This window comes from Prauserella alba (genome assembly GCF_024171735.1).
GTDB lineage: Bacteria > Actinomycetota > Actinomycetes > Mycobacteriales > Pseudonocardiaceae > Prauserella > Prauserella alba.
This window is the reverse complement of sequence record NZ_JAMTCH010000003.1, coordinates 1,363,548-1,386,391: the sequence shown is the minus strand read 5'-3', so window position 1 is coordinate 1,386,391 and position 22,844 is coordinate 1,363,548. Positions and strand designations below refer to the sequence as shown.

Annotated in this window: 22 protein-coding genes; 11 read left to right on the top strand and 11 right to left on the bottom strand. The window is 72.3% G+C overall.

Going from position 1 to position 22,844, the window contains the following annotated elements; all coding sequences use genetic code 11:
• Window positions 1-124 precede the first annotated feature (124 nt).
• The 5 genes from LY12_RS06300 to LY12_RS06280 all read right to left on the bottom strand — a co-directional run bounded on the left by LY12_RS06300 (window position 125) and on the right by LY12_RS06280 (window position 6,090).
• Window positions 125-1,540: an Nramp family divalent metal transporter gene (locus LY12_RS06300; RefSeq protein WP_253853891.1), complete on the bottom strand. Its 1,416-nt coding sequence runs from the start codon at window positions 1,538-1,540 to the stop codon at window positions 125-127.
• An 82-nt stretch (window positions 1,541-1,622) separates the two neighbouring features.
• Window positions 1,623-2,240 (bottom strand): bifunctional 4-hydroxy-2-oxoglutarate aldolase/2-dehydro-3-deoxy-phosphogluconate aldolase, encoded by a 618-nt coding sequence (locus tag LY12_RS06295; protein ID WP_253853889.1) that lies wholly within the window; start codon window positions 2,238-2,240, stop codon window positions 1,623-1,625.
• A 40-nt stretch (window positions 2,241-2,280) separates the two neighbouring features.
• Complete coding sequence (locus tag LY12_RS06290; protein ID WP_253853887.1) at window positions 2,281-4,035, bottom strand: IlvD/Edd family dehydratase; 1,755 nt, start codon at window positions 4,033-4,035, stop codon at window positions 2,281-2,283.
• 253 nt (window positions 4,036-4,288) lie between these two features.
• Complete coding sequence (locus LY12_RS06285; RefSeq protein WP_253853885.1) at window positions 4,289-5,425, bottom strand: mandelate racemase/muconate lactonizing enzyme family protein; 1,137 nt, start codon at window positions 5,423-5,425, stop codon at window positions 4,289-4,291.
• The gene (locus LY12_RS06280; RefSeq protein ID WP_253853883.1) at window positions 5,422-6,090 is read right to left on the bottom strand and encodes a GntR family transcriptional regulator; all 669 of its coding nucleotides are present in this window, start codon (window positions 6,088-6,090) and stop codon (window positions 5,422-5,424) included. Before LY12_RS06280 ends, LY12_RS06285 begins: the two co-directional genes overlap by 4 nt.
• A 122-nt stretch (window positions 6,091-6,212) precedes the next feature.
• On the opposite strand from LY12_RS06280, the gene LY12_RS06275 reads away from it, so the two are divergent.
• Window positions 6,213-6,812 carry a phosphatase PAP2 family protein gene (locus tag LY12_RS06275; protein WP_253853881.1) on the top strand — a complete coding sequence of 200 codons (600 nt, stop codon included), beginning with the start codon at window positions 6,213-6,215 and terminating at the stop codon, window positions 6,810-6,812.
• Here the strand turns inward: LY12_RS06275 and zapE are convergent.
• Window positions 6,741-7,793 (bottom strand): cell division protein ZapE, encoded by a 1,053-nt coding sequence (zapE, locus tag LY12_RS06270; RefSeq protein WP_253853879.1) that lies wholly within the window; start codon window positions 7,791-7,793, stop codon window positions 6,741-6,743. The two genes, LY12_RS06275 and zapE, sit on opposite strands and share 72 nt — an antisense overlap.
• A gap of 108 nt (window positions 7,794-7,901) precedes the next feature.
• On the opposite strand from zapE, the gene LY12_RS06265 reads away from it, so the two are divergent.
• The 7 genes from LY12_RS06265 to msrB all read left to right on the top strand — a co-directional run bounded on the left by LY12_RS06265 (window position 7,902) and on the right by msrB (window position 15,280).
• The gene (locus tag LY12_RS06265; protein WP_372493455.1) at window positions 7,902-8,711 is read left to right on the top strand and encodes a pyrimidine reductase family protein; all 810 of its coding nucleotides are present in this window, start codon (window positions 7,902-7,904) and stop codon (window positions 8,709-8,711) included.
• 428 nt (window positions 8,712-9,139) lie between these two features.
• Entirely contained in the window at window positions 9,140-10,696 is a 1,557-nt protein-coding gene (locus LY12_RS06260) for an alpha/beta hydrolase (protein ID WP_253853877.1), read from the top strand.
• Between the two features lie 111 nt (window positions 10,697-10,807).
• Window positions 10,808-12,097: an AMP-binding protein gene (locus LY12_RS06255; RefSeq protein WP_253853875.1), complete on the top strand. Its 1,290-nt coding sequence runs from the start codon at window positions 10,808-10,810 to the stop codon at window positions 12,095-12,097.
• Window positions 12,098-12,126: 29 nt separating this feature from the next.
• Complete coding sequence (locus LY12_RS06250) at window positions 12,127-12,870, top strand: TVP38/TMEM64 family protein (protein WP_253853873.1); 744 nt, start codon at window positions 12,127-12,129, stop codon at window positions 12,868-12,870.
• Between the two features lie 159 nt (window positions 12,871-13,029).
• A complete protein-coding gene (locus tag LY12_RS06245) occupies window positions 13,030-14,484 on the top strand; it encodes a serine/threonine-protein kinase (RefSeq protein WP_253854953.1) in 1,455 nt (484 codons plus the stop codon).
• A gap of 48 nt (window positions 14,485-14,532) precedes the next feature.
• Window positions 14,533-14,832 (top strand): hypothetical protein, encoded by a 300-nt coding sequence (locus LY12_RS06240; RefSeq protein WP_183786000.1) that lies wholly within the window; start codon window positions 14,533-14,535, stop codon window positions 14,830-14,832.
• A 10-nt stretch (window positions 14,833-14,842) separates the two neighbouring features.
• On the top strand, window positions 14,843-15,280 hold the full coding sequence (gene msrB / locus LY12_RS06235) for a peptide-methionine (R)-S-oxide reductase MsrB (protein WP_253853871.1): 438 nt from the start codon (window positions 14,843-14,845) through the stop codon (window positions 15,278-15,280).
• A 127-nt stretch (window positions 15,281-15,407) separates the two neighbouring features.
• Here the strand turns inward: msrB and LY12_RS06230 are convergent, their stop codons facing one another.
• The 5 genes from LY12_RS06230 to hemE are packed head-to-tail and all read right to left on the bottom strand — an operon-like array spanning window position 15,408 to window position 19,368.
• Window positions 15,408-15,806 carry a type II toxin-antitoxin system VapC family toxin gene (locus LY12_RS06230; protein ID WP_253853869.1) on the bottom strand — a complete coding sequence of 133 codons (399 nt, stop codon included), beginning with the start codon at window positions 15,804-15,806 and terminating at the stop codon, window positions 15,408-15,410.
• Between the two features lie 4 nt (window positions 15,807-15,810).
• On the bottom strand, window positions 15,811-16,086 hold the full coding sequence (locus tag LY12_RS06225) for a FitA-like ribbon-helix-helix domain-containing protein (protein ID WP_253853867.1): 276 nt from the start codon (window positions 16,084-16,086) through the stop codon (window positions 15,811-15,813).
• A gap of 46 nt (window positions 16,087-16,132) precedes the next feature.
• The gene (hemQ, locus tag LY12_RS06220; protein WP_253853865.1) at window positions 16,133-16,828 is read right to left on the bottom strand and encodes a hydrogen peroxide-dependent heme synthase; all 696 of its coding nucleotides are present in this window, start codon (window positions 16,826-16,828) and stop codon (window positions 16,133-16,135) included.
• 4 nt (window positions 16,829-16,832) lie between these two features.
• Window positions 16,833-18,257: a protoporphyrinogen oxidase gene (gene hemG, locus LY12_RS06215; protein WP_253853863.1), complete on the bottom strand. Its 1,425-nt coding sequence runs from the start codon at window positions 18,255-18,257 to the stop codon at window positions 16,833-16,835.
• A 10-nt stretch (window positions 18,258-18,267) separates the two neighbouring features.
• Window positions 18,268-19,368 carry a uroporphyrinogen decarboxylase gene (hemE, locus tag LY12_RS06210; protein WP_253853861.1) on the bottom strand — a complete coding sequence of 367 codons (1,101 nt, stop codon included), beginning with the start codon at window positions 19,366-19,368 and terminating at the stop codon, window positions 18,268-18,270.
• 98 nt (window positions 19,369-19,466) lie between these two features.
• Between hemE and LY12_RS06205 the strand changes: the two genes are divergently transcribed.
• The 3 genes from LY12_RS06205 to LY12_RS06195 all read left to right on the top strand — a co-directional run bounded on the left by LY12_RS06205 (window position 19,467) and on the right by LY12_RS06195 (window position 22,809).
• Window positions 19,467-20,021 carry a DUF3000 domain-containing protein gene (locus LY12_RS06205; RefSeq protein ID WP_301302345.1) on the top strand — a complete coding sequence of 185 codons (555 nt, stop codon included), beginning with the start codon at window positions 19,467-19,469 and terminating at the stop codon, window positions 20,019-20,021.
• A 735-nt stretch (window positions 20,022-20,756) separates the two neighbouring features.
• The gene (locus LY12_RS06200) at window positions 20,757-21,473 is read left to right on the top strand and encodes a LuxR C-terminal-related transcriptional regulator (RefSeq protein WP_183786017.1); all 717 of its coding nucleotides are present in this window, start codon (window positions 20,757-20,759) and stop codon (window positions 21,471-21,473) included.
• A 94-nt stretch (window positions 21,474-21,567) separates the two neighbouring features.
• Complete coding sequence (locus tag LY12_RS06195) at window positions 21,568-22,809, top strand: HRDC domain-containing protein (protein ID WP_253854951.1); 1,242 nt, start codon at window positions 21,568-21,570, stop codon at window positions 22,807-22,809.
• Window positions 22,810-22,844: the final 35 nt, after the last annotated feature.

The window sequence follows — 22,844 nt, the reverse complement described above, 5'->3', positions numbered from 1 at the left end:
CAACGGGTGACGGGCGCCGCGGCCGAACGGCAGCGGACGCGACGTCGTCGCGGGGTGCACCGGCGGTGGTTCCCGCGCGCCGGCCACCCTCGACGTTACCGCGCATCGCCGCGCATCCGGACCGCTATGCGCCCGACAGGTCGAGACCCACCACCTCCATCACGGTGTAGACCGCGAGCAGCGTGATGGCGATGCTGCTGATGACGAAGGCGACCGTGAGCCACCCGTTGCGCTTGAACCGCGCGTCCACCTCCGTGGTGCGCAGCCGCCACACAGCGACGAGCACCGCCAACAGGAAGATCCCGGTCGCGATCGCGCCGATCTGCATCAGCACCAGCGGCGATCGCACGAACAGGAACATCACCATCCAGAGGACCGGCAGGCACACCGTGAAGATCTTCAGTACCCGGGCCCGAACCGTGGCGTCGTGCCAGTCGATCACGCCCATCAGCCCGAGCGTGTTGGTCCACAGTCGGGGCACCGCGGCCGCCGAGGCGATGTTGGTGGAGAACAGCACACAGATCGCGCCGACGAGGAACAGCGCCTCCGCCCACGGGCCGAGGGTGTCGGTGTACATCCGCGAGACGGTGGTGATCACCTGGTTGCCCTCGGGCACCAGGTTCTGCGGGTGCAGCACACTAGCGCCGACCACGTAGAACGACAGCGTCGTCACCGTGCAGATCAGCCACGACACGAACACGTCCAGCTGCATCACCTTGATCCAGCCCTCGGCGCGCCGCGCTCGTTCCTCCGTGCCGTCGTCGGCGCCGGTCCAGCGCGCGTACCCCTTCTCGAGGCACCAGTAGGTGTAGTTGGTCATGTCGTCGGCGCCGACACCGGTCGAGCCGAACATGGCGACCGCGAGTCCGACCGTGCCGGCGGGGATCGCGAAGCTCAGTCCGTCGCCGAAGTCCCCGGGACTGTAGGCGAACGGGGTGAACGGCAGCGCGAGCACGAGCGCCACGGTGATCAGTGTGAACAGTGCCACCGACCACGTCGTGATCGTCTCGACCACGCTGTAGCGGTTGCTGCGCAGCAGGCCGATGGTCAGCGCGGTGACGATGACGGCCCACGTGGTGAGGGACGCGCCGCTGAGCGGCTCGCCGACGATGGGCCACAGGATCGAGAACGCGGCGGCGGCACCCCCGATCACGCCGCCGCGCTGGAAGTTCTTCGCGATGTCGAGCCCGATCCACAGCCAGTTGATCCAGCCCATGGGGCCGATCCTCGGCGGAATCGTGGAATAGCCCGCCAGCGCGGTCCTGCCGTTGAGGATCGCCCACCGGGCGAGCTCCATCTGCACCCACACCTTGACCGCGGCGCCGACGATGACCAGCCACAGCAGGACGAACCCGGCGCGAGCACCCAGGGACGTCGTGACGAGCAGTTCGCCGGATCCCACCACCGAGGCGGTGAGCACGATGCCGGGACCGAGGTGACGCAGTCGGCCCCGCAGCGTCGTCGGCGGCTCCCGCACGTCGTCCGCGCGGAGCCGGTACGGGTCCTCGATGGGCGTGTCGGGCACGTCCTTGGTCGACATGACTAGGCTTCCTTTCGGGTCGGCGTCGTTGCCGGGAGGCCTGATGGACCGTTGCCGGGATCTGGTGACCGGGGCCGAGCCGCTAGCTCGCCGCCTCGACGAGGCGGCGAGCCTGCGTGCGCACCGTGTCCGGGTCGCCCGGGGAACCGAGCAGCTGCACGCCGACGCCCACGCCCGCGCAGCCCTCGTCCAGGCACGCGCGGGCAAGGTCGGGGCCGACACCTCCGGTGGCCAGCATCGGCACGTCGGGCAGCGGACCCTTCAGCTGCCGGAGATATCCCGCACCCACCGGGGCGATCGGGAACACCTTCACCACGTCGGCGCCGAGCCGGACCGCCCGCACCACCTCGGTCGGGGTGAACGCGCCGGGCACGGCACCGAGCCCGAGCTCACGCGCCCGTGCGATGACGGTCTCGTCCACGTGCGGCGAGACGACGAACCGGGCGCCCGCCTCCGCGGCCCGCGACACGTCGTCGGCGGTCATCACCGTGCCCGCACCGAGGGCGAGCGCGTCGCCGTGCTCGTCCCGCAACGCGCGGATCGCAGCGAACGGCTCGTCGGAGTTCAGGGTCACCTCGAACATCCGGATTCCCTCGTCCCACAGCAACGCGGTCAGGTCGAGACACTCCCGTGTGGACTGTCCGCGGTAGATCACCATCGCGCGGTGCTGCCGGACCTGTGCCAGGACGTCGTCGTCCATGGTCTCCTCACCTTCTGCGGGGCCGGTCGGATTCGGGGCGCTACAGGTGCCTTCGGGGCACGGCGTGTCCCCTTCTGCCCACGAGGAAGTCGAAGTCGGCACCGGTGTCGGCCTGCCGGACATGGGTGCGGTACAGCCACTCGTAACCGGACCCACGTCCGGCTGGCGCCGGGTTCTCGGCGTCCCCCTGCAGCTCGCTCTCGGCGGTTCTGCGGCGCAGCTCGCTCTCGGAGACATCCATGTCGATCCGGCGGCCGGGCACATCCAGCGTCACGCGGTCACCCGTGCGCAGCAGCGACAGCGGCCCGCCCCGCGCCGACTCGGGCGCGACGTGCAGCACCACCGTCCCGTACGACGTGCCGCTCATCCGCCCGTCGGTGATGCGCACCATGTCCCGCACTCCGGCGTCGAGCAGCTTCTTCGGGATCGCCAGGTTGCCGATCTCGGGCATGCCCGGATAGCCGGCGGGCCCGGCACCGCGAACCACGAGCACGGTCGAGGCGTCCACCGGAAGGTCCGGCGCGTCGACCTCGGCGTGGTAGTCCTCGATCGTGTCGAACACGAGCGCGGGGCCGGTGTGCCGCACCAGCTCCTCGGACGCGGCCGACACCTTGATCACCGCGCCGTCCGGCGCGAGGTTGCCGCGCAGGACGGCGGTGTGACCGCCTGCCTCGTGCACCGGTTCGGCGCGGGGCCGGACGACGTCGGTTCGCCAGTTCGGTGCCTCGGCGCAGTTCTCGCCGAGGCTGCGGCCGGTGACGGTGGCCGCGCCGGTGTGCAGCAGCTCGCCCAGTTCCCGGATCACGGCGGGAAGCCCGCCCGCGTGGAAGAACTCCTCCATGAGGAACCGGCCGGACGGCAACAGGTCCACGAGCAGCGGGACGTCGGCGGCGAGCTTGTCGAAGTCGTCGAGCGAGACGCCCACCTCCGCGCGGCCGGCGATCGCGAGCAGGTGGACCACCGCGTTGGTCGATCCGCCGATCGCCGCGTTGACACGGATCGCGTTCTCGAACGACCGGCGGTCCACGACGGACGACGGCACGAGCCCCTCCGCCACCATCTCGACGATCCGGCCACCAGCCTGTTCCGCGATGCGGTGACGCTGCGCGTCGACGGCCGGGATCGCGGCACTGCCCGGCAGTGACAGGCCGAGCGCCTCGGTCAGGCACGCCATCGTCGACGCGGTGCCCATCGTCGTGCAGTGCCCGGCGCTGCGGGACAGGCACGCCTCCGCGGCCGCGAAGTCCTCCCGACTCATCCGGCCCGCACGCACCTCTTCGCTGAACTGCCACACGTGTGTGCCGGACCCCGCGTCGCAGCCCTGGAACTTGCCGTTCAGCATCGGGCCGCCGGTGACCATCACCATCGGAAGGTCGGCACTCAGCGCGCCCATCAGCTGCGCCGGCACCGTCTTGTCGCAGCCACCCAACAGCACGACGCCGTCGAGCGGGTTGGCACGCAGCGTCTCTTCGACGTCCATGGCCATGAGGTTGCGGAACTGCATGGCCGAGGGCCGCATCAGCGTCTCGCCGAGCGAGATCGTCGGAAATTCGAACGGGACCCCGCCCGCCATGAGCACGCCGCGCTTGACGGCGTCGGCGACCTGCCGCAGGTGCGCGTTGCACGGGGCCAGGTCCGACGCACTGTTCGCGATGCCGATCACCGGGCGCCCGTCGAACATCGACGCCGAGTAGCCCTGGTTGTACATCTTCGACCGATGAACGAACCCGAGCTTGCCGTCCAGCCCGAACCACGCCTGGCTGCGGCGGCCGGACCGGGTGTGTTCTGGCGCCATCGTCACTCCACCGTGAGCACTCTGTGCATGTATGAACTGTGCATGTAATGAACTATTACAGCATACGATTTCGGTAAATTACATGCAATATGCCGCTATGAGTCCTCCGTGGGTACGGCCACGGCCACGTGAGCCCGGCATGTGGTGCTGCCGCGTGAGGCGACCGCATGATGCGGCCGCGTGAGGCCGGCGCGGGGCACCGTCCCGGCACGCCGTTCACCCCGGCGCGTGCCCCCGCTCGGCACGCGGACCGTCAGGCCACGGCGCGCTCCTCGGACTCGGTGACCGCTGCCACGGCCGCCTCGTCGAGCCGGACCCCGAGCCCCGGCAGGCCGGGCACGTCGATCGCCCCGTCGCGCGGCATCGGCGGATCGTGCAGCAGCGGATCCCGCAGCGGGTTGTCCCTGACGTCGTACTCCACCCCGGCCACCGGCTCGGCCAGGGCGGCGAGCTGCAACGTGGCGGCGAAGGCGACCGCTCCCCCGTACAGGTGCGGGAGAACCAGCTTGCCGTGCGCGGCCGCGAGGTGGCAGATCGCCATCGTCTCGGTCAGCCCGCCGGTCTTGGCCAGATCCGGTTGCAGGATCGCGACCGCAGGGGACGCGGCGAGGGAACGGAACTCCTCGACGCCGTAGTGGTTCTCTCCCGTGGCCAGGACCAGCCCGGTGCGCCGGTGCAGCTCCTCGAGCCCGTCGAGCGGATTGCCGCGCAGCGGTTCCTCCACCCACGACACGCCCGCGTCCCGGAGCAACGGCGCCATCGCGACCGCCTCGGCCACATCCCATGCCTGGTTCGCGTCGGCGTACAGGGCCACGTCCGGGCCCACCGCGTCGCGCGCGGCCGCGAGGTTGCGCGCGTCGGTCGCGCGGCCGAAGCCGAGTTTGATCTTCACCGAGGTGTGCCCGGCGGCCACGCACGACCGCGCCGTGGCCCCGACCTCCTCGGGACCGAGACTGCTCGCGTACACGGGAGTCCGGTCCCGGACCCGACCCGCCCCCAGCGCCGCGACCGCACATCCCGCGCGCTGCCCGGCGAGATCCCAGAGCGCGAGGTCGGCGCCGCTGACGGCCTGCCGGATCGGACCCGGTGCGCCCCACTGCCTGCCCAGCGGGTCCAGCTGCGTGCACAGCAGCCGGTGCAGCGCCGCGATCCGTGTCGCGTCCTCACCCCGCAGCAGCGGGAACACGCCCTCCCGCAGGGTCGCGACCCGTTCCCGCACGGCCCACGGCGGATAGTTGGTCCAGCTCTCGCCCCTGCCGGTGAGCCCGTCGTCGGTGGTCAGCTCCACCAGCACCGCGGAACGGTGACGTAACGGGGAGAACGACATCGCGATACCGTCGCCGACCGGAGCGCGCAGCACCCGTAGCCGCGCGTCGACGATGCGGCTCATACGCCCACCTCGGCCTGCTGTTGCAGCAGGGCGCGCAACCGGAAGATGTGGGCGCGCGCCGCCTGCTCGGCGGCCGTGGCGTCGCCTGCGTCGATCGCGGTGAGGATCGCGCGGTGGTCGTCGAGCGCCTGCCGGGGCCCCGACGTCACCGTCGTCGTGCGCATGGCGAGCCGGACCTGCGTCTGCACGTCGTCCAGGAGCCGGACCACCTCGGCGTTGCCGCAGGCCTCCCGGATGAGCCGGTGGAAGCGCAGGTCCGCCTCGGTGCTCGCCGCGAGATCCGCCGTGCGCGTCGCGGCCTCGTGATCGTCGAGCGCCTCCTGAAGGGCCCGCACCAGCCTGCGACCGGCGTTCTCCACCGCCAGCCGGGCCGCCAGCCCTTCGAGCACCTCCCGGACCTCGTAGATCGCGACCAGCTCGGCCGCTCCGACGTGCGCCACGACCGCACCCCTGCGCGGTTCCTCACTGGCGAGCCGCTCCTGCACCAGCCGCAACACCGCGTCCCGCACCGGACTGCGGCTGACCTCCAGCCGCTCGGCGAGTGCGGGCACGCTCAACCGCGCACCGGCGGGAAGCTCGCCCGTGAAGATCATCTCGCGCAGTCGCTCGCACACCGCGTCGGCAACCCTCGTTCCTGCCGCGGTCGTCTCGTTCACTCCGGCCATGCCCGGGATTTTACATGCAATTATGCAGCACTACATTCCCTGAGTGGATCATGTGCCGACCCGCGAGAACGCCCTCCGCGCCGCGCCCGCGGGTCCCCACCGGCCGCGCCTACGATGCCGCCATGCCGCTCGCGTTCGTCTGCGCCCTCATCCTGCTCGGTACGGGCGCCGTCGTGGCGGGCCGGCACGCCCCGGCCGCCGTCGACACTCCGGTGGCCGCGTTCGCCGAACGGTTCGGCGAGGGCGTGCTCACCGGTTTCGTGCTGCCGACCGAACCGCCGGTGTGGCTGGCGATGCTCGCACTGCTCACCGCAGGTGCGCTGTGGCGGCGCCGGTGGGGCCTCGCGGCGACGGCCGTCGCAGGCCCGGCCGTGGCCCTCGCGCTGACCACCTGGGTGTGCAAACCGTTGTTCGGCCGCTGGCACGGCGAGCACCTCGCCTACCCCAGCGGGCACACCGTCGCCCTCGTCTCGACACTCGCCGTGGCGGTGCTGTTCGCCCCGCCCGCATGGCGCCGCGGCCTCGTGGCCGCCTCGGCCGTGCTGACGGGGCTCGCCGGGCTCGGCCTGGTCGGCCTCGGCTACCACTATGCGACCGACGTCGTGGGAGGCGCCGCGCTGGCCGTGGCGGTGACGCCGGTCGTGGCGCGACTAGCGGTGCGTGACCGTCGCGGACGCCTCGGCGTCCCGCGCGAGCGCCGTGAGCCTGCTGACGGCGCGTAGGTACTTCTTGCGGTAGCCGCCCGCCAGCATCTCCGGCGTGAACAGTGCATCGAGCGAGCCGCCGGACACCAGCACCGGGATCGCCCTGTCGTAGAGCCGGTCGGCCAGCGCCACCAGCCGTAGCGCGATGGCCTGGTCGTCCGCCGCCCGGACACCGCTGATGTGCACCGCTTGCACCCCGTCGACCAGCCGGCCGTACGCGGACGGATGCAGGCTCGCCAGGTGATCGCACAGCGCATCGAACTCGTCGAGCGTGGCGCCGGGGCGCTGTTCGGCGGAGGCGACCAGCGCGTCCTCGGACAGCGCGGCGGGCGGTTCGGGCAGGCCGCGGTGCCGGTAATCGGGCCCGTCGACACGCACGACCCCGAACTTCGACGACAACGCCTGGATCTCCCGCAGGAAGTCCTCGGCCGCGAACCGGCCCTCCCCCAGCTTGTCCGGCAACGTGTTCGACGTGGCGGCGACGAACACACCCGCCGCCGTCAGCTCCTTGAGCAGCCGGCTGACCAGCATGGTGTCGCCCGGATCGTCGAGTTCGAACTCGTCGATCGCCAGCAGCCGGTGCTCGGACAGCCGCCGGACGGCTTCCCCGAACCCGAGTGCGCCGACGACGTGGGTGAGTTCGACGAACGTGCCGTACGACTTCGGCCACGGCACCTCGTGCCAGATCGACGCCAGCAGGTGGGTCTTGCCGACCCCGAATCCGCCGTCCAGATACAGCCCGAGCTTGCCGTCGCCCGCCCGGTCGGCCCCGCGGCGGCCGAACAGCCCCCGCAGCCCCGACCGTTTGGCACCGGCCGCGCCGACACGCTCGGCGAACGCACCGCAGTCGTCGACCGCCGCGGGCTGGCTCGGCTCGTCGGGATTGGGAATGTAGGTCGAGAGCCGCACGTCGTCGAACCGCGGCGGCGGCACGAGCGTGGTGATCAGCTCGTCCGCGCCGATCTCGGGACGACGCTCGGTCAGCTTCTCGACAGACATGCTCCCCAGGTTAGTCCGCGGCCCCGCCCGTCCCGTCCCCGATGTGACCTGGGCCGCCACGCCCGCAGCGGTGCTGCGTGCCGCAGCGGCACATGCTGGGATGTCGGAGTGCATCAGCTGTGGCCCCTGCCGACCGCATCACGTCCCGACACCGCGTCCGATCCCGGCGCCGCATCCGGTCCGGACACCGGTCCCGCGGCCGCCCCGGAACTGTCCGACGAGGACCTCGAAGCGCTCTACGGCTACCCCGCCGACCTCGACCGCCCCTGGGTCCAGGCCAACTTCGTCACCTCGGCCGACGGCGCCGTCAGCGTCGACGAGCGGTCGGAAGGACTCTCCAGCCCGGCCGACAAACGCGTGTTCCTGCTGGGCCGCGACCTCGCCGACGTCGTGCTCGTGGGTGCGGGCACCGCTCTGGCCGAGAACTACCGCGGCGCCCGCACCAACGAGACCCGCCGGGCACGCAGACGTCGCCACGGCCTGTCGGACGTTCCGCCGATCGCCGTGGTCACCCGCCGTTGTTCGATCCCGCCGGACTCCCCCGTCATCACCGACACCGCGGTGCCGACGATCGTGATCACCGCGGCCGACGCACCCGCCGACCGCAGGGAAGCACTCACCGACGCGGGGGCCGAGGTGCTGCTCGCCGGCGAGGACACCGTGGACCCGGCCGCGGCGATCCGCCTGCTCGGCGACCGCGGCCTCCGCCGCATCGACTGTGAAGGCGGACCGCACCTGCTGGCCTCCCTCGTGGCCGCCGACCTGGTCGACCAGCTGTGCCTGACCTACGCGCCGCTGCTGGCCGGTCCCGGGCCGGGCCGCATCGTCGCCGGGCTGCCGGCGACACCACGGGACATGGCGCTGCAGTCGCTGCTCCACGACGACGGGTTCCTGCTGGCCCGCTACCGGCGCGCCTGAGACGACGGCCGCGGCAGTCACCCAGCTCCGCGCGTGCGAGATCGCGCCCCGAACTGCGCTGACGCGGAACCTGGTCTCGAGCGGAACGTGGTGTTGCCTCCGGCACGTGGCACTGTCCCCGGCACGCACCGGCCTGGCAAGTGCTGTCCTGCAGGTGCTGTCCCGGCAAGCGCAGTTCCGGCGACGTGTTTCCGGGACGCTCCCCGGGGACGCTGTTCCTCGGCGGGACCGGCCGGGCGGCCCTCACGGCATGCTCACCGCGGCCGTGCGACAGTAGCGCCGCGCGCACCGCCGAGGTGCGCCGCAGCCGCCACGAACCCGACCGGTGCGAAGACACCTCCGACCGAGGACACCACCGAGTACATCACCGACCGAGCACACCGCCGACCGACCGCACCGCCGAACCAGCACATCACCGAACGAGCCGAGTGAGGACCCGACCGTTGCCGCGCCGCCATCCGCCACGTCGCCGTGCCCGACGGGCCGTGCTGGCCGCACTGCTGCCCGTCCTCGTCGTCGCAGGCTGCACGGTCGGCCCCTCGACGCGACCCGCGGTCGTGCAGAACGACGCCCCTGTCCCTGCCGACGGCGGCACCGGGGAGTCCCGGCAGCCGTTGCCGCCGCTCGGCGAACCCGGTCCGTCCTCCCTCGACTGGTCCGACTGCGCGGCCGACACCCGCCAACGGCTCGGCGGCACCGCACGCCCCGACGTGGCCGTCGAATGCGCCTACCTCACGACCACCCTCGACCCGCCGGGCATGCCGGGGCAGGGACTGTCCCGCATGGCGGTCCTCAAGGCGGGCAGCGGCCCGGTGCCACTGGTCGTCGTCAACGACGTGGACGGCCTGCCCGGCACGCTGTACGCGGCGCAGCTCGCCGCGACACTGCCCGACGAGCTGCTGGAACGGTTCTCCCTCATCGGCGTGGACCGCCGCGGCACGGGCGGTTCCGACGCGGTGCGCTGCATCCCGTCCGGCGAACGCGCGACACTGCTGGACAGTGACCCGGCGGCAGGGATCGAACGGCCGCTGGACGCCGCCCGCACCGCGGGACAGCAGTGCGCCATCGCGCTCGAGGACGAACAGGGCGCCCTCGACAGCGAACGCACCACGAGTGACCTCGACACGCTCCGCGAGCACCTCGGCATGGACCGGCTCCACGCCCTCGGCCACGGCGAGGGCTCCCGGGTGCTGGCGATGTACAGCGCACGCTTCCCCGGGAAGACGGGACGGATGGTTCTCGACGGAATGCCCGACCCGTCCGACGACCAGGCGGGCGTACTGGGCGGCGTCGCCCACGGCGCGGAAGCCACCCTCGACGCCGCGGGCGAGCAACTCGGGCGTGACCTGCGCGCCGACGTGACCGCGCTGACCGAGCGACTCGGCCGCACCGCGCCGCTGACCTCCGACGGTTACCGGCTCACCCCGCAACTCGCCCTCCGCGCGGTGCTGTCCGGACTGGCTGACCGGGACCGTTGGTCCGACCTGGCCGGCGCCGTCGCCGCGGCGCGTTCCGGCGACCCGAACCCGCTGTTCCGGTTCGTCCGGCCCCACATCGTCGAGGACCAGGCCTCGGCCGCCCGGCTCGACGGCACGATCGCGACCCGGTGCAACGACACGACCACCCGGCTTCCCGCCGACCGGCTGGCCTCGACCGCCCGCGAGCTGGCACGAGACCATCCCGTCTTCGGCGCGACCGTCGCGCAGGAACTCGTGTGGTGCAGCCCGTGGCCCACCCGGTCCGGGGACAGCGGCGAGATCGCCTCCGATCAGGCCCCGCCGATCGTGGTCGTCAGCACCGAGACCGACCCGGTCACCCCGGGCAAGGGCACGGTCCGTGCCGCGGACCAGATGCCCTCCGCGGTGCACGTGTCGTGGAAGGGAGCCGGGCACGGCGCGCTGAGCTCGGCGTGTGTCACCGGCGCGGTCCACAGCTTCCTCGTCGACGGCGACGTGCCGCGGGACGGCACGCTCTGCCCGGCCTGACCCGCCCCGCGAGCGGTCCCGCCGGCACCCGTCCCGGACTCGCCCGCGCCCCGGCCGGTGTCGATCATGATGTGCACCCGGCCGGTGGTCACTTGACGGAGGACATGGGGAATGTTTCGCTGGCGCGCGGTGAATCTTCTGTCGTTGCTCTCCGGTCTGACCAAGCACGACCCACACGCCATCATCGCGATCGACGCCGATCCCGTGCAGCCCGTCCACGTGAGCCGCTCCGAACTGTGGCGGCGCACGCTGCAGCTGCGCGCGGACCTGGCGACGGCTGGTGTGGGGCGTGGTGACGTCGTCGCCGTGTGCCTGCCGAACTGGTCCGACCTGTTCGGCTGGCAGATCGCGACGGCCTCGCTCGGCGCGTGCGCCCTCGGGCTCGACCCCGCCGCACCGGTCGCCGACCTGGTGCGCGCCGTGACCGACGCCCGGCCACGGGTACTCGCGCTCGACCGGGACGTGCCCGCGACGCTCACCGACCGCCTCCGCGCGGAGTGCGCCGCCTCGCCGGGTGACCCGGCCCCTGCCGTCGCGGTCGTGCCCGGCCCGTGGTCGAAGCCGCCGGTCGACCCGTCGCCATGGGACCTGGGCGGCGGCGCGTGGCAGCCCAGCGCCGCCACCGCCGGCATGCCGATGCCGGAGACCGGCGGCGACGAACCCGCCGTGGCGTTCGCACCGGGCCTTGCCTGCTACCGGGAATCGGTCGTGATGCGGCACGCGACCTCGACGGCGACCGCGCTCGGACTCGGCGACGGCGACCTCGTCGTCTGCACCCGACCGGCGACGCGGCCGATCGCGTGGTCGTTCGCGCTCGCCGCGTTCGCAGGAGGGGCGACGTACCTGTTCGACCCGAACCTCGACGAATCCACCCTGCCCGGCGAACTCGTGCGGTTCGGCGCGACGCACCTGGCCGCCGACGAGGCGACCGCCCTGCGGCTGGCCAAGGCATGCCACGCGCACGGCCACGACGCCCGAACCTCGCTGCCTGCGCTGCGGTGGGTGGGTATCGCGAACGCCACCTCCGCCGACGCCGCGCAGAGCCTCGACGAACTCGGCGTACCGGCCCGCGGCTTCTACGCTCCGTCCGGCGTGCTCGCGCCGTTCGCGGTGTGGCCGACCGGCAGGCCGACCGCCGACCGGTGGCTCGGCGGCGGCCACCCGGTGTGCGCCGACGTCGACATCCGCGTGAGGAACCCCGAGTCCGGCGAGCCCGCCGCCGCGGGAGAGAGCGGCGTGATCGAGCTGCGCGGCGCCTGCGTGCCCGAACCGCCGTCCGGCACCGGCGAGACGGCCGGCACCGAATGGTTCACCACCGGTGATCTGGGCACGCTGACGGCCGGCGGTGACGTCCGCTACGACGGCTCGGTCCACGGCGCATCCGTCCACCACGACGCGTGACCGTCACGGCGGTCCTCTACGGTTGATCCGTGCCGCGCCGGACCAAGCTGCTTCTCGGGATCCCGCTGCTCGCGGCATTCGTTCTCGCGGCCCTGCTGCTGCCGATCCCCACGCCTGCGGAGATGCGCGCCTGGGCCGACGACGCCGGTGCGGTCGGCGCGGCCGCGTTCCTGGTCGCCTACGCCGTGTGCACGGTCGCCCCCGTCCCCCGCACCGTGTTCAACCTGGCCGCGGGGCTGCTGCTCGGTCACGTCGTGGGTGTCCTCGTCGCCACCGCCGCCACGGTGCTGTCCGGGTTGTTCGGGTTCCTGTTGGCGCGCCTGCTCGGCCGGGAGTTCGTCGCCCGCCAGCTGCACCGCACCCCGGTGCACACGGTCAACGCGCGGCTGTCCGGCGGCGGTATGCTGGCCGTCGCCTCGCTGCGGCTGATCCCGATCGTGCCGTTCGCCCCGCTGAGCTACTGCTGCGGTGTGTCGTCGATCGCACTTCGGCCGTACCTCGTCGGCACCGCGCTCGGCAGCGTGCCGGGCACGGTCGCGGTCGTCGTGCTCGGTGACGCCCTGACCGGTGGAACGCCGCCTGCGCTGCTGGTCTGTTACGCCGTGTTCGCCGCACTCGGCGCAGCCGGCCTGCTGCGGGTCTTCCGGACGGCGGCACCCGCCGGCGGCCGGGTGGCCGACACGGCGTCCCGTACGGACGGCACGGCCGACGAGTCCACCGGCGGTTCGGTCGGGCCGTCCGCACCGGGCAGCTACACTCGACACGGGCGCTAGCGGGGTGGCGCACCGGTCCTTCCGAGAACTCGAGCCGTCCCACTCACAGGCGGCGGGCTCGAGCAGCAGCCGAGCAGTACCCGAGGAGAAGGCGTCATCGACACCGGTCAGTTGGTCGCAGGCCACTATCGCCTCGTAGAGCACGTCGGCAGCGGCGCCATGGGCATCGTGTGGCGCGCCGTCGATGAACGCCTCGAACGGTCGGTCGCCGTCAAGCAGATCCTGACGCAGCCCGGCCTGTCCGAGGCCGAACGCACCACCGTGCGGCAGCGCGCCATGCGCGAGGCGAAGAACGCAGCCCGATTCCAGCACCCCAACGCGATCGTCGTGTTCGACATCGCCGAACACGACGGCGACCCCGTGCTCGTCATGGAGTACCTGCCGTCGCAGAGTCTGTCGGCGATCCTCGGCGAGCGCGGGCCGCTGCCGGTACCCGAGGTCGCACGCATCGGCGAACAGGTCGCGGCGGCCCTGGTCACGGCGCATCGCGCGGGCATCGTGCACCGCGACATCAAGCCGGGCAATCTGCTGATCGACTCCGCGGGCATCTGCAAGATCACCGATTTCGGCATCTCCCGGGCCAGCGGGGATCTCACCCTCACCCAGACCGGGCTCATCGGCGGGACGCCGGCCTACCTCGCCCCCGAACTCGCACGCGGCGCCGACCCGACACCGGCCTCCGACGTGTTCGCCCTCGGCGCGACGCTGTACCACGCGATCGAAGGCCTGCCACCGTACGGCGACAACACCAACCAGCTCGCACTGCTCTATTCGGCGGCGAACGGCCAGGTCAACCCGCCGCAGCACGCCGGACAGGCCACCGCGCTGCTGATGAGCCTGCTGCGCACCGAGCCCACGGAACGCCCCACCATGAGCGAGGCGCAGGACCAGCTCGCGCAGCTGGCCGGTGGGGCACCCGCGGTCGGAACGCCTGCGACCGGGACGCCGCTCGCCGCCACCGCGGTCTCACCCGCCGTCTCCGACCAGGGCGGCGGCCGCAGGCCCGCAGCACCGTGGCAGCGCGAGGACCAGCGTTCGGCTCCGCAGGCGACCGCCACCGACACCCCTGCCGCGCCGTCCGCCACCTCCGGGGCCACCGGCAGTGGAAACGGGGGCGGCGGGCGGCGAAAGCCGCTGCTGCTGGCGGCGATCGCCGTCGCCGTGCTGGCCCTCGGCGCCGTCCTGGCGTTCGCGCTCAGCGGTGACGACGAGCCCTCGGCGAGCGGCGGCCCCTCGCCGACACCGCAGCCGACGTCGTCGTCGGCGCCCCCGTCGTCGACCACGCGGTCCGACGAGGGCAAGCCCGTCTCCTGGGGTGAGGCCGGCACCCTGGTCGGCGAGTTCTACAACGACCCCGACTGGGACCAGCTCACCCCGACGGCCCAGGCCGTGTACGGCTCGGAGGACGCGTTCGACAACTACTGGGACCGGAACAATCTGGCGGGCTGGTCCGATGCCTCGGCACCCAACGGCCAGAACCCCGACGGTTCGGTCGACATCCAGGTCCAGCTCGACTTCGGCAACGGCAAGCAGCCTCACACGGTGCGGGTCGTCAACACCGACGGCGAGCTGAAGCTCGACGGCGAGACCCGGCCGACGGGCAGGTCCAGCTGATCGGCGACGAGATGGGCAGGCCCTCGCTCATGTCCTACCGTGGGCACCATGCCGGATGACGACATCACCCGCCGTCGGCGGCTGTTCGACGACGAGCTCGTCGGGCTCGACCCGGACGACCCCGAGGCCCAGGAGTTCGCCGACCACCTGAACCGGATGCAGCGCGCCGACCCGGCGTTCACCGTCGAAGGGTCGCTGCGCGGCGTCGCCGACTTCGCCGAGGGCAGCACCCGCGCGAGTGGCCTGCGCTGGTGGACCGCAGTGGTGATCGTTCTGCTGCTCCTGCTGGGCGTCGTCGTCGGTGCGTGGGACCAGCTGAGCGCCTTCGTCGCACATCTGACCGGGTAATCTGGGTGGCATGGATCCCGCCGCGAACACCACCCCTGCCGAGACCACTCCCCGCGTCACCAAGTCCGAGGACGAGTGGCGCGCAGAACTGGATCCCGAGGCCTACGCGGTATTGCGTAAGTCCGCCACCGAACGGCCGTTCACCGGTGAGTACACCGACACCACCGCCGAAGGCGTCTACGAGTGCCGGGGTTGCGGAGCCGAGTTGTTCCGTTCGACGACGAAGTTCGAGAGCCACTGCGGCTGGCCGTCGTTCTACGACCCGGCCGACTCGGACGCGGTCGTCCTGCGCAAGGACGCGTCACTCGGCATGGTGCGCGTCGAGGTGCTGTGCGCCTCCTGCCACGGCCACCTCGGGCACGTCTTCGAAGGCGAGGGCTACGCCACGCCGACCGACCAGCGCTACTGCATCAACTCGGTCGCGCTGCGCCTCGTTCCCGCCGAATAACGGTCCCCGCCGGGTGAGTCCCGCCAAAACGGCCGCCACCGGGTGACGCTTTCCGGCCGAGTACGAGTCGCTGCCGGGTCAGCCACCGCGCGGACCGCCGCGCCGACTGCCCCTCGTGAGCCGGTCCTCACCCGGCGACGGGGACGACCTCGACGGCACAGGGCAAACCGTGTGCTCTGCCCAATCGCGCGTCCGCAGTGACCAGGGGAAGGTTGAGCCGCGCGGCCAGACTCACGTACAGCCCGTCGTAGAACCGCACGCGGTCGCGCAGCTCCCACGCGCCGCGACTCAAGGGCCCCGCGTGGGGATAACGTTCATCCACCACCAGGTCCATCGCGGCCAGCGCCGCCGACGCACCGTCGTCGGAGAGGTCGCCCCGCTGCACGTGCTTACGCAGCACGTCGCCCACCTCGGCATCGACGAGGTGCGGCGCGTGCACCGCACCGGCGGCGAGACGTCGTCCCAGTTCCTCGGCCCGTGGTGTCGGCTCGGTCAACATCACCACGAGGGTCGATGCGTCGGCCACGACCTCATCCGCCCGCATGCGCCGTGTTCTCGTCGCCCGGCCACGGACCCCGGATGTCGTTGAGATCGGCCACGACGCTCTCCGCCGTGACGCCCGATTCGTCCCGCTCCGTCAACTCGGCCCGCAGACGTTCGAACACTGAACGTTTCCGCGCGATCCGCGCCAGGAAACCCGCCTGCTCCCGCATGTAGGACTGGAGCGACTTGCCCTCCGCGCTGGCCGCGGCTCGGAGTGCCTCGTACTCCTCGTCCGGGATGTCACGGATCTGAATGGTCGCCATAGCGCCATTTTAGCGCTATGGTGCCGCGTCACAGCAACGCTCCTGCTCAGGGCAGCGTGCGCACCAGTTCGGCGGGCTCGACGCGCGGACCCGTGTAGAACGGGATCTCCTCCCGCACGTGGCGCCGGGCCTCGGTACCGCGCAGGTGCCGCATCAGGTCGACGATGCGGTGCAGCTCGTCGGCCTCGAACGCGAGGATCCACTCGTAGTCGCCGAGGGCGAAGGCCGGCACGGTGTTGGCGCGCACGTCCGGGTAGTCGCGGGCCTCCTTGCCGTGGTCGGCGAGCATCTTGCGCCGCTCGTCGTCCGGCAGCAGGTACCACTCGTAGGACCGCACGAACGGATAGACGCAGACGTACTTCTTCGGGTCCTCGCCCGCGAGGAACGCGGGAACGTGGCTCTTGTTGAACTCCGCGGGACGATGCAGCGCGACCTGACTCCACACCGGAGTGGACACGCGGCCGAGCGGCGTCGTGCGGCGGAACGCCGTGTAGGCCGCCTGCAGCTGTTCGAGCTCCTCGGCGTGCCACCAGATCATGAAGTCGGCGTCGGCGCGCACCCCCGCGACGTCGTAGACGCCCCGGACCACGACACCCTTGCCGTCGAGGGCGTCCAGGTACTCGGCGGTCGCCCGCGCGGCGGCGTCACGATCGTCACCGAGCTTGCCGGGCTCGACCCGGAAGACCGACCACATCGTGTAGCGGATCGTGCTGTTCAGTTCGTCGTAGTTCAACCGAGCCATGGCCCTATGATCCCACCGTCACACGGGCGGCCACGCGCCGGGCCGCGGCGTCGGCCGTGCCGATGCAGGCGGGGATGCCGACGCCGTGCAGTGCCGCTCCCGCGACCTCGACTCCCGGCAACCCCGACACGGCCGCTTCGATCCGCGCGACCCGGTCGCCGTGCCCGACGCCGTACTGCGGCAGGCCACCTCCCCACCGCTGCACCCGGGCCTCGACGGGTTCGGCGGTGATGCCGGCCAGCTCCGCGAGATCCTCGCGGACGCGCCGGACGAGCTCGTCGTCGGTGGCCCGCAGCGCGGAGAGATCACCGAACCTGCCCACCGAGCCGCGCAGCAGCACGGGCCCTTCCGCGGTGGACTGATGCGGCCATTTGCGGGCGGAGAACGTGAACGCCTTGGCCGTGAACCGCCCGCCGTCACCGGTGCGCTCCCCCGCTCCGATCAGCAGCCCGGACGAGTCGGGGAGCGTCGTTCCGGCGGGCAACGCGAGCGCGACCACGGCCATGGACGCGAGTTCGACCTCACCGTAGGCGGCCGCGGCGTCGGGCGCGACGTCGGTCAGCAGACGGGCCGCGGCCGGAGCCGGCACGGCGAGCACGACGGCGTCGACGTCGAGGTCCGGTGCGGCGGGGGCGTGCGCGGCCGGGACCGCACCGAAGGTGAGCCGCCAGCCGCCGTCCCGGAGGGTCAGCGCGCGGACCGGAACACCGAGCCGCACCTCGGCCCCCGCACGGGCGGCGAGTTCGGTGGTCAGCGTGGCGAGCCCGCCGGACAGCGTGCCGAACACCGGCGCGGGGTTCGGTGGGGCCGCGGGGTCGGGCAACTGGGCGGAGATCGCCGAGGTGATCGATGCCGCTCCGGCGTCCAGCGCGTTCGCGAGGGCGGGCAGCACGGCACGCAGGCCGAGACCGTCCGCACCACCCGCGTACACGCCGCCGAGTAGCGGATCGACGAGCCGGTCCACCACCTCGTCCCCGAGCCGGCTGCGCAGCAGCCCGCCGAGCGAGGTGTCGGCACCGATGGGGCGGACCGGCGGGAGGTGCGATTCCGCGGTGACCGCGCGGACGCCCGCCTCGGACAGCACGTCCGCGACCGCGTCGCCGTCGGCGGGCACGCCCATGACGGTGCGTTTCGGCAGGCCTACGGTCGCACCGCCCGCACGGAGCGTCGACGAGGCGCCCGAGGGATGCCGCAGCCGGCCGGTGAGTCCCAGTTCGTGGACCAGGTCGAGCGCCTCCGGTCTGCGGGCCAGGAACGCCTCCGCCCCGACGTCGCACGCGGTGCCGCCCACCTCCACGGTGCGCAGCTTCCCGCCGAGCTCACCGGACGCCTCGCACACGGTGATCGCGGCGTCCGGTCCGAGCAGTGTGCGCAGGCGGTAGGCCGCGGTCAGCCCGGAGACACCTCCCCCGACGACCGCGACCTTCACCGCGCGCTCCTCACAGGCTGTGCACCAGCTCGGCCACGCGGGTCAGCACCTCCGGATCGGTCTCCGGCAGCACCCCGTGGCCGAGGTTGAAGACGTGGCCTGCGGCCTCGCGGCCCTCGGCGACGATGCGCCGCACCTCGGCCTCGACGACGGGCCACGACGCCATCAGCAACGCCGGGTCGAGGTTGCCCTGCACCACCGGCGCCGGCTCACCCGAGGCCCGCAGCCTGCGGGCCGCCTCGTCCAGCGGCACCCGCCAGTCGACGCCGACGACGTCCGCACCGGCCTCACGCATCGCCGGCAGCAGTTCACCGGTGCCGACGCCGAAGTGGATGCGCGGTACGTCGTACCCGGCGACGGCGGCCAGGACCTTCGCCGAGTGGGGCAGCACGAACTCGCGGTAGTCGCGGGGCGAGAGCGCACCCGCCCACGAGTCGAACAGCTGCACCGCGTCGACCCCGGCGTCGAGCTGGGCCTTGAGGAACGTGGCCGCGACGTCGGCCAGGTGGGACGCCAGCCGGTGCCACAGTTCGGGCTGGGCGTGCATGAGCGCCTTGGTGTGCTCGTGGTTTCGGCTGGGCCCGCCTTCGATGAGATACGAGGCCAGCGTGAACGGCGCGCCCGCGAAGCCGATCAGGGGTGTCTCGCCGAGCTCCCGCAGCAGCAGCCCGATCCCGTCCGCGATGGGGCGGACCTGCTCGGTCTCGAGTTCCGGGAGCGCGTCGACGTCGGCCGCCGACCGCACCGGGTGCGCCACGACCGGTCCCGTCCCCGGCACGATGTCGATGCCGAGGCCCGCGGCGTACAGCGGGACGACGATGTCGCTGAACAGGATGGCGCCGTCGACGCCGTGGCGGCGCACGGGCTGCATCGTGATCTCCGCGAGCAACGCCGGGTCGAAGCAGGACTGCAGCATCGGCACGCCCTCGCGCACCGAGCGGTACTCGGGCAGCGAACGACCGGCCTGGCGCATGAACCACACGGGCACGCGTGCCGGCGTGCCCCCGCGGGCCGCGACCAGCAGCGGGGCTTCGGGCAACGCACGCCGCGCGGTCGCCGGCGCACCGGCTGGTGACGAGGAAGCGGACGGCGCGGAGAACGGGGCTGTCATCACGGTTCATGGTGCCACGCCCGGATATCCGGGCCGTCGTCGGCGCGTCGGACACGGGCCCACGGCACGCGACGGCTTACAGTCTCGGGGTGACCGTGTTGACCCAGGCGCCGGAGGAATTCCGCCAGGCCGTCGCCGCGCTCCAGGCGCTGCAGCCGCGACCCGAGGTGAGCCTCGAGCCGATCAAGGCTCCGCAACGACTCGCGCCCTGGGCCTATGCACTCAGCTGCGAGACGACGGGGCCCGCCGAGGTGGAGGCGTCCGGCAGACTCGTCCTGCTGCACGACCCCGACGGTCAGGAGACATGGAACGGCGTGTTCCGCCTCGTGGTCTACGTGCGCGCGGGCATCGACAAGGAGCTGGCGACCGATCCGTTCCTGCCGTCGGTCGGCTGGTCCTGGCTCACCGACGCGCTCGAGGCCACCGGGGCGGAGTTCACCGCACTCGGCGGCACCGTCACGGAGACCTCGTCGGCACGATTCGGGGAGATCGCGGGCCCGTCCCGCACCGATGATCTCGAACTGCGGGCGTCGTGGACCCCGTCGACGCCCGAGCTCGCCGCCCACGGCGACGCGTTCTGCCAGCTGATGGCGAGCTACGCGGGCCTGCCTCCGGTCGGGGTCACGATGTTCGGCCAGCGCCACACGTCCTGACAGCCTCATCGCCTACACCGCCACCCCTGCACCACGAGCCCCTGCACCGCGGCCCTGCAATGCGGCCCTGCAATGCGGCCCTGCAATGCGGCCCTGCAATGCGGCCACATCCCGGCCCACTACATGTCCGCCCGCTGCCGCCACCTGACGTCGCAACCACTTCGGCGCCAAGCGGCTCTTCGGCTACACCGTCTCTTCGGCAGCACAGTCACTTCGGCTACACAGTCGCTTCCTGACGCGGCCGGCGCTTCCTGACGCGGCCGGCACGACCCGCGGTCCGCGACGGCCGTCGTCGCCCCTTCCCCCGTTCGGCGGGCCGCCACCCCTCCGGACGTCGTGTCTCCCCGCCCCCGCGGGACCGGTGCGGAGCGCGGAGGGAACGCGTTCACGCGCGGCCGGCCGCCGCCACGCGTCCGGGTAATCGCTACGGCATACTCGTTCCCGGCAGGTGCACGCGGCATATGCACGCCCAGTTCACGCACCACAACCCCGCCATATCGCACCCAAATCGGAACCCGTTACACCTTTCGCAGGGATTAATCCCATCGCGCTACAACGGACACCGTGGAGTGCAATCCGATCGGGATAGATACCCATTTGATGCCCCCACTACCCCACTCAGGCGGCTACAGTACCTGTCGACGACACCACTTTCGGTCTAAAGCTGGCGCGGCTGAACGGCCGAAAGTCCCGGTGCCGGTCGGGGGGCACGACCGACTCCAGGGAGGTAGTGACGTGGCTGCCGTCGGCTTTTCTCAGGCCGTTCGATCCACGCCAGCCGGCGCCTTGCCGGCGAGCATGGTTCCGCATCCGCGGGAAGAGTTGTTTTCCGTGATGGTGGTCGATGACCACCCGTTGTTGAGGGAGGCGATCGCCGGGCGACTTGCCCAAATGGGCGCCGGCACGGTGCACGAGGCCGCCACGGTGGCCGAGGCCAGGGCGCGCGCGACGGCCACGGGGCCGTGCGACCTCGCCATCCTGGATCTCGGCCTGCCGGACGGCAGCGGCATCGAGCTGGTCACCGAGCTGCGCAGCAACGGCTGGCCCCGTGTGGTGGTCCTGGCCTCGTCGGACGACCCGTATGCGGTCCGTTCGGCGTTCCAGGCCGGCGCGCAGGCCTACCTGCTCAAGTCCGCGTCGCCGGTGGTCGTCACCGACGGCGTGCGCCGGGTACTCGACGGCGGCGTCTACGCCGACCCGAGTGTCGCCCCGGTGCTGGCCACCGGCACCCGGGTCCCCGGCACCGACAACACCCCGCGCGAGCTCTCGGCGCGCGAGGTGGAGGTCCTGCAGCTCGTGGCGGACGGCCAGTCCAACAAGGAGATCGGTGAGGAGCTCAGCCTGTCCGCGCTCACGGTGAAGTCCCACCTGTCGCGGATCGGCCGCAAGCTCGGCACCGGTGACCGGGCCCAGATGGTGGCGCTGGCCATGCGTGCCGGCGTCATCCGTTAGCGCCGACTCTCCTCCTACGGGACGGGTTCGCCAGGGGCAGGCGGCCCGTCCCGTAGGGTTGGCACCCGTGCACAACGCAGAACACGCTTCCCCCGTGGCGGCCGCGACCGATGCGGCGGACCGCCAGGAGGCGGCTGCGCCGCAGTTGCTGACCGAGCCGGCCGACGGCACGCCACCGGTCATCGAGGACGCCGAGACACTGCGCCTCGCCTGCGACCGGCTGGCGGCGGGCACCGGCCCGATCGCCGTCGACACCGAACGGGCCTCGGGCTATCGCTACTGGCCCAAGGCCTATCTCGTGCAGATCCGCCGCGAGGGTGCGGGAACGCTGCTCATCGACCCGATCCCGCTCGCCGACGAGCTGGCCCCGTTGGCAGCCGCGCTGGCGGGCGCCGAATGGGTGCTGCATGCGGCGTCGCAGGACCTGCCGTGCCTGGCAGAACTGGGGCTGCACCCACCCGCGCTGTTCGACACCGAACTCGCGGGCAGGCTCGCCGGCCACGAGCGCGTCGCACTCGGCACCCTCGTCGAGAAGCTGCTCGGCTACACCCTGGAGAAGGGGCACAGCGCCGCGGACTGGTCCCGGCGCCCGCTGCCCGACGACTGGCTCAACTACGCCGCACTCGACGTCGAACTGCTCGTGCCGCTGCGCGACATCCTCGAAGCCGAGCTCACCACCCAGGGCAAGCTCGACTGGGCCCGGCAGGAGTTCGAGGCCGTGCGCACCACACCGACCGCACCGCCGCGCGCCGAACCGTGGCGCCGCACGTCGGGGGTGCACAAGGTGCGCACACCCCGCGGTCTCGCCGCCGTCCGCGCGCTCTGGGAAGCACGCGACGAGATGGCGCGCAAACGCGACCGCGCACCGAGTCGCGTCCTGCCGGACAGCGCGATCATCAACGCCGTACTCGCCGACCCTGCAACATCGCAGCAGCTGCAGGGGTTGGCGGTGTTCGGCGGCCGGGTGCAGCGCCGTTACAGCGCCCACTGGCTCCGCCAGCTGCAGGCGGCCCGCGAACTCCCCGCCGAGGAGCTGCCCAGTACCGCGACGCCGGGCGACGGGCCCCCGCCGGTCAACCGCTGGGGCGACAAGGACCCGGACGCGGCGGCCCGCCTTGCCGCCGCGCGGACGGCGCTGACGAAGATCGCCGAGGCGCACACGCTCCCCGTGGAGAACGTCCTGCTGCCCGATCTGCTTCGCCGCACCTGCTGGAGCCCGCCGGAGGACCGCTCCCCCGACGCCGTCGCCGCCGTCCTCGCCGACGGCGGAGCACGGCCGTGGCAGATCGAACTCACCTCCGACGCGCTGAGTACCGCGCTGCAGGCCACGGCCTGAGCGCGGACCGGCCACGCCGGCCCATCCGCCGACCG

Excerpts from the sequence above, each read along its gene's own strand:
- LY12_RS06300 (WP_253853891.1), bottom strand. The coding sequence starts at position 1,540 with ATGTCGACCAAGGACGTGCCCGACACGCCCATCGAGGACCCGTACCGG.
- LY12_RS06295 (WP_253853889.1), bottom strand. The coding sequence starts at position 2,240 with ATGGACGACGACGTCCTGGCACAGGTCCGGCAGCACCGCGCGATGGTG.
- LY12_RS06290 (WP_253853887.1), bottom strand. The coding sequence starts at position 4,035 with ATGGCGCCAGAACACACCCGGTCCGGCCGCCGCAGCCAGGCGTGGTTC.
- LY12_RS06285 (WP_253853885.1), bottom strand. The coding sequence starts at position 5,425 with ATGAGCCGCATCGTCGACGCGCGGCTACGGGTGCTGCGCGCTCCGGTC.
- LY12_RS06280 (WP_253853883.1), bottom strand. The coding sequence starts at position 6,090 with ATGGCCGGAGTGAACGAGACGACCGCGGCAGGAACGAGGGTTGCCGAC.
- LY12_RS06275 (WP_253853881.1), top strand. The coding sequence starts at position 6,213 with ATGCCGCTCGCGTTCGTCTGCGCCCTCATCCTGCTCGGTACGGGCGCC.
- zapE (WP_253853879.1), bottom strand. The coding sequence starts at position 7,793 with ATGTCTGTCGAGAAGCTGACCGAGCGTCGTCCCGAGATCGGCGCGGAC.
- LY12_RS06255 (WP_253853875.1), top strand. The coding sequence starts at position 10,808 with ATGTTTCGCTGGCGCGCGGTGAATCTTCTGTCGTTGCTCTCCGGTCTG.
- LY12_RS06245 (WP_253854953.1), top strand. The coding sequence starts at position 13,030 with ATGGGCATCGTGTGGCGCGCCGTCGATGAACGCCTCGAACGGTCGGTC.
- LY12_RS06240 (WP_183786000.1), top strand. The coding sequence starts at position 14,533 with ATGCCGGATGACGACATCACCCGCCGTCGGCGGCTGTTCGACGACGAG.
- msrB (WP_253853871.1), top strand. The coding sequence starts at position 14,843 with ATGGATCCCGCCGCGAACACCACCCCTGCCGAGACCACTCCCCGCGTC.
- LY12_RS06225 (WP_253853867.1), bottom strand. The coding sequence starts at position 16,086 with ATGGCGACCATTCAGATCCGTGACATCCCGGACGAGGAGTACGAGGCA.
- hemQ (WP_253853865.1), bottom strand. The coding sequence starts at position 16,828 with ATGGCTCGGTTGAACTACGACGAACTGAACAGCACGATCCGCTACACG.
- hemE (WP_253853861.1), bottom strand. The coding sequence starts at position 19,368 with ATGACAGCCCCGTTCTCCGCGCCGTCCGCTTCCTCGTCACCAGCCGGT.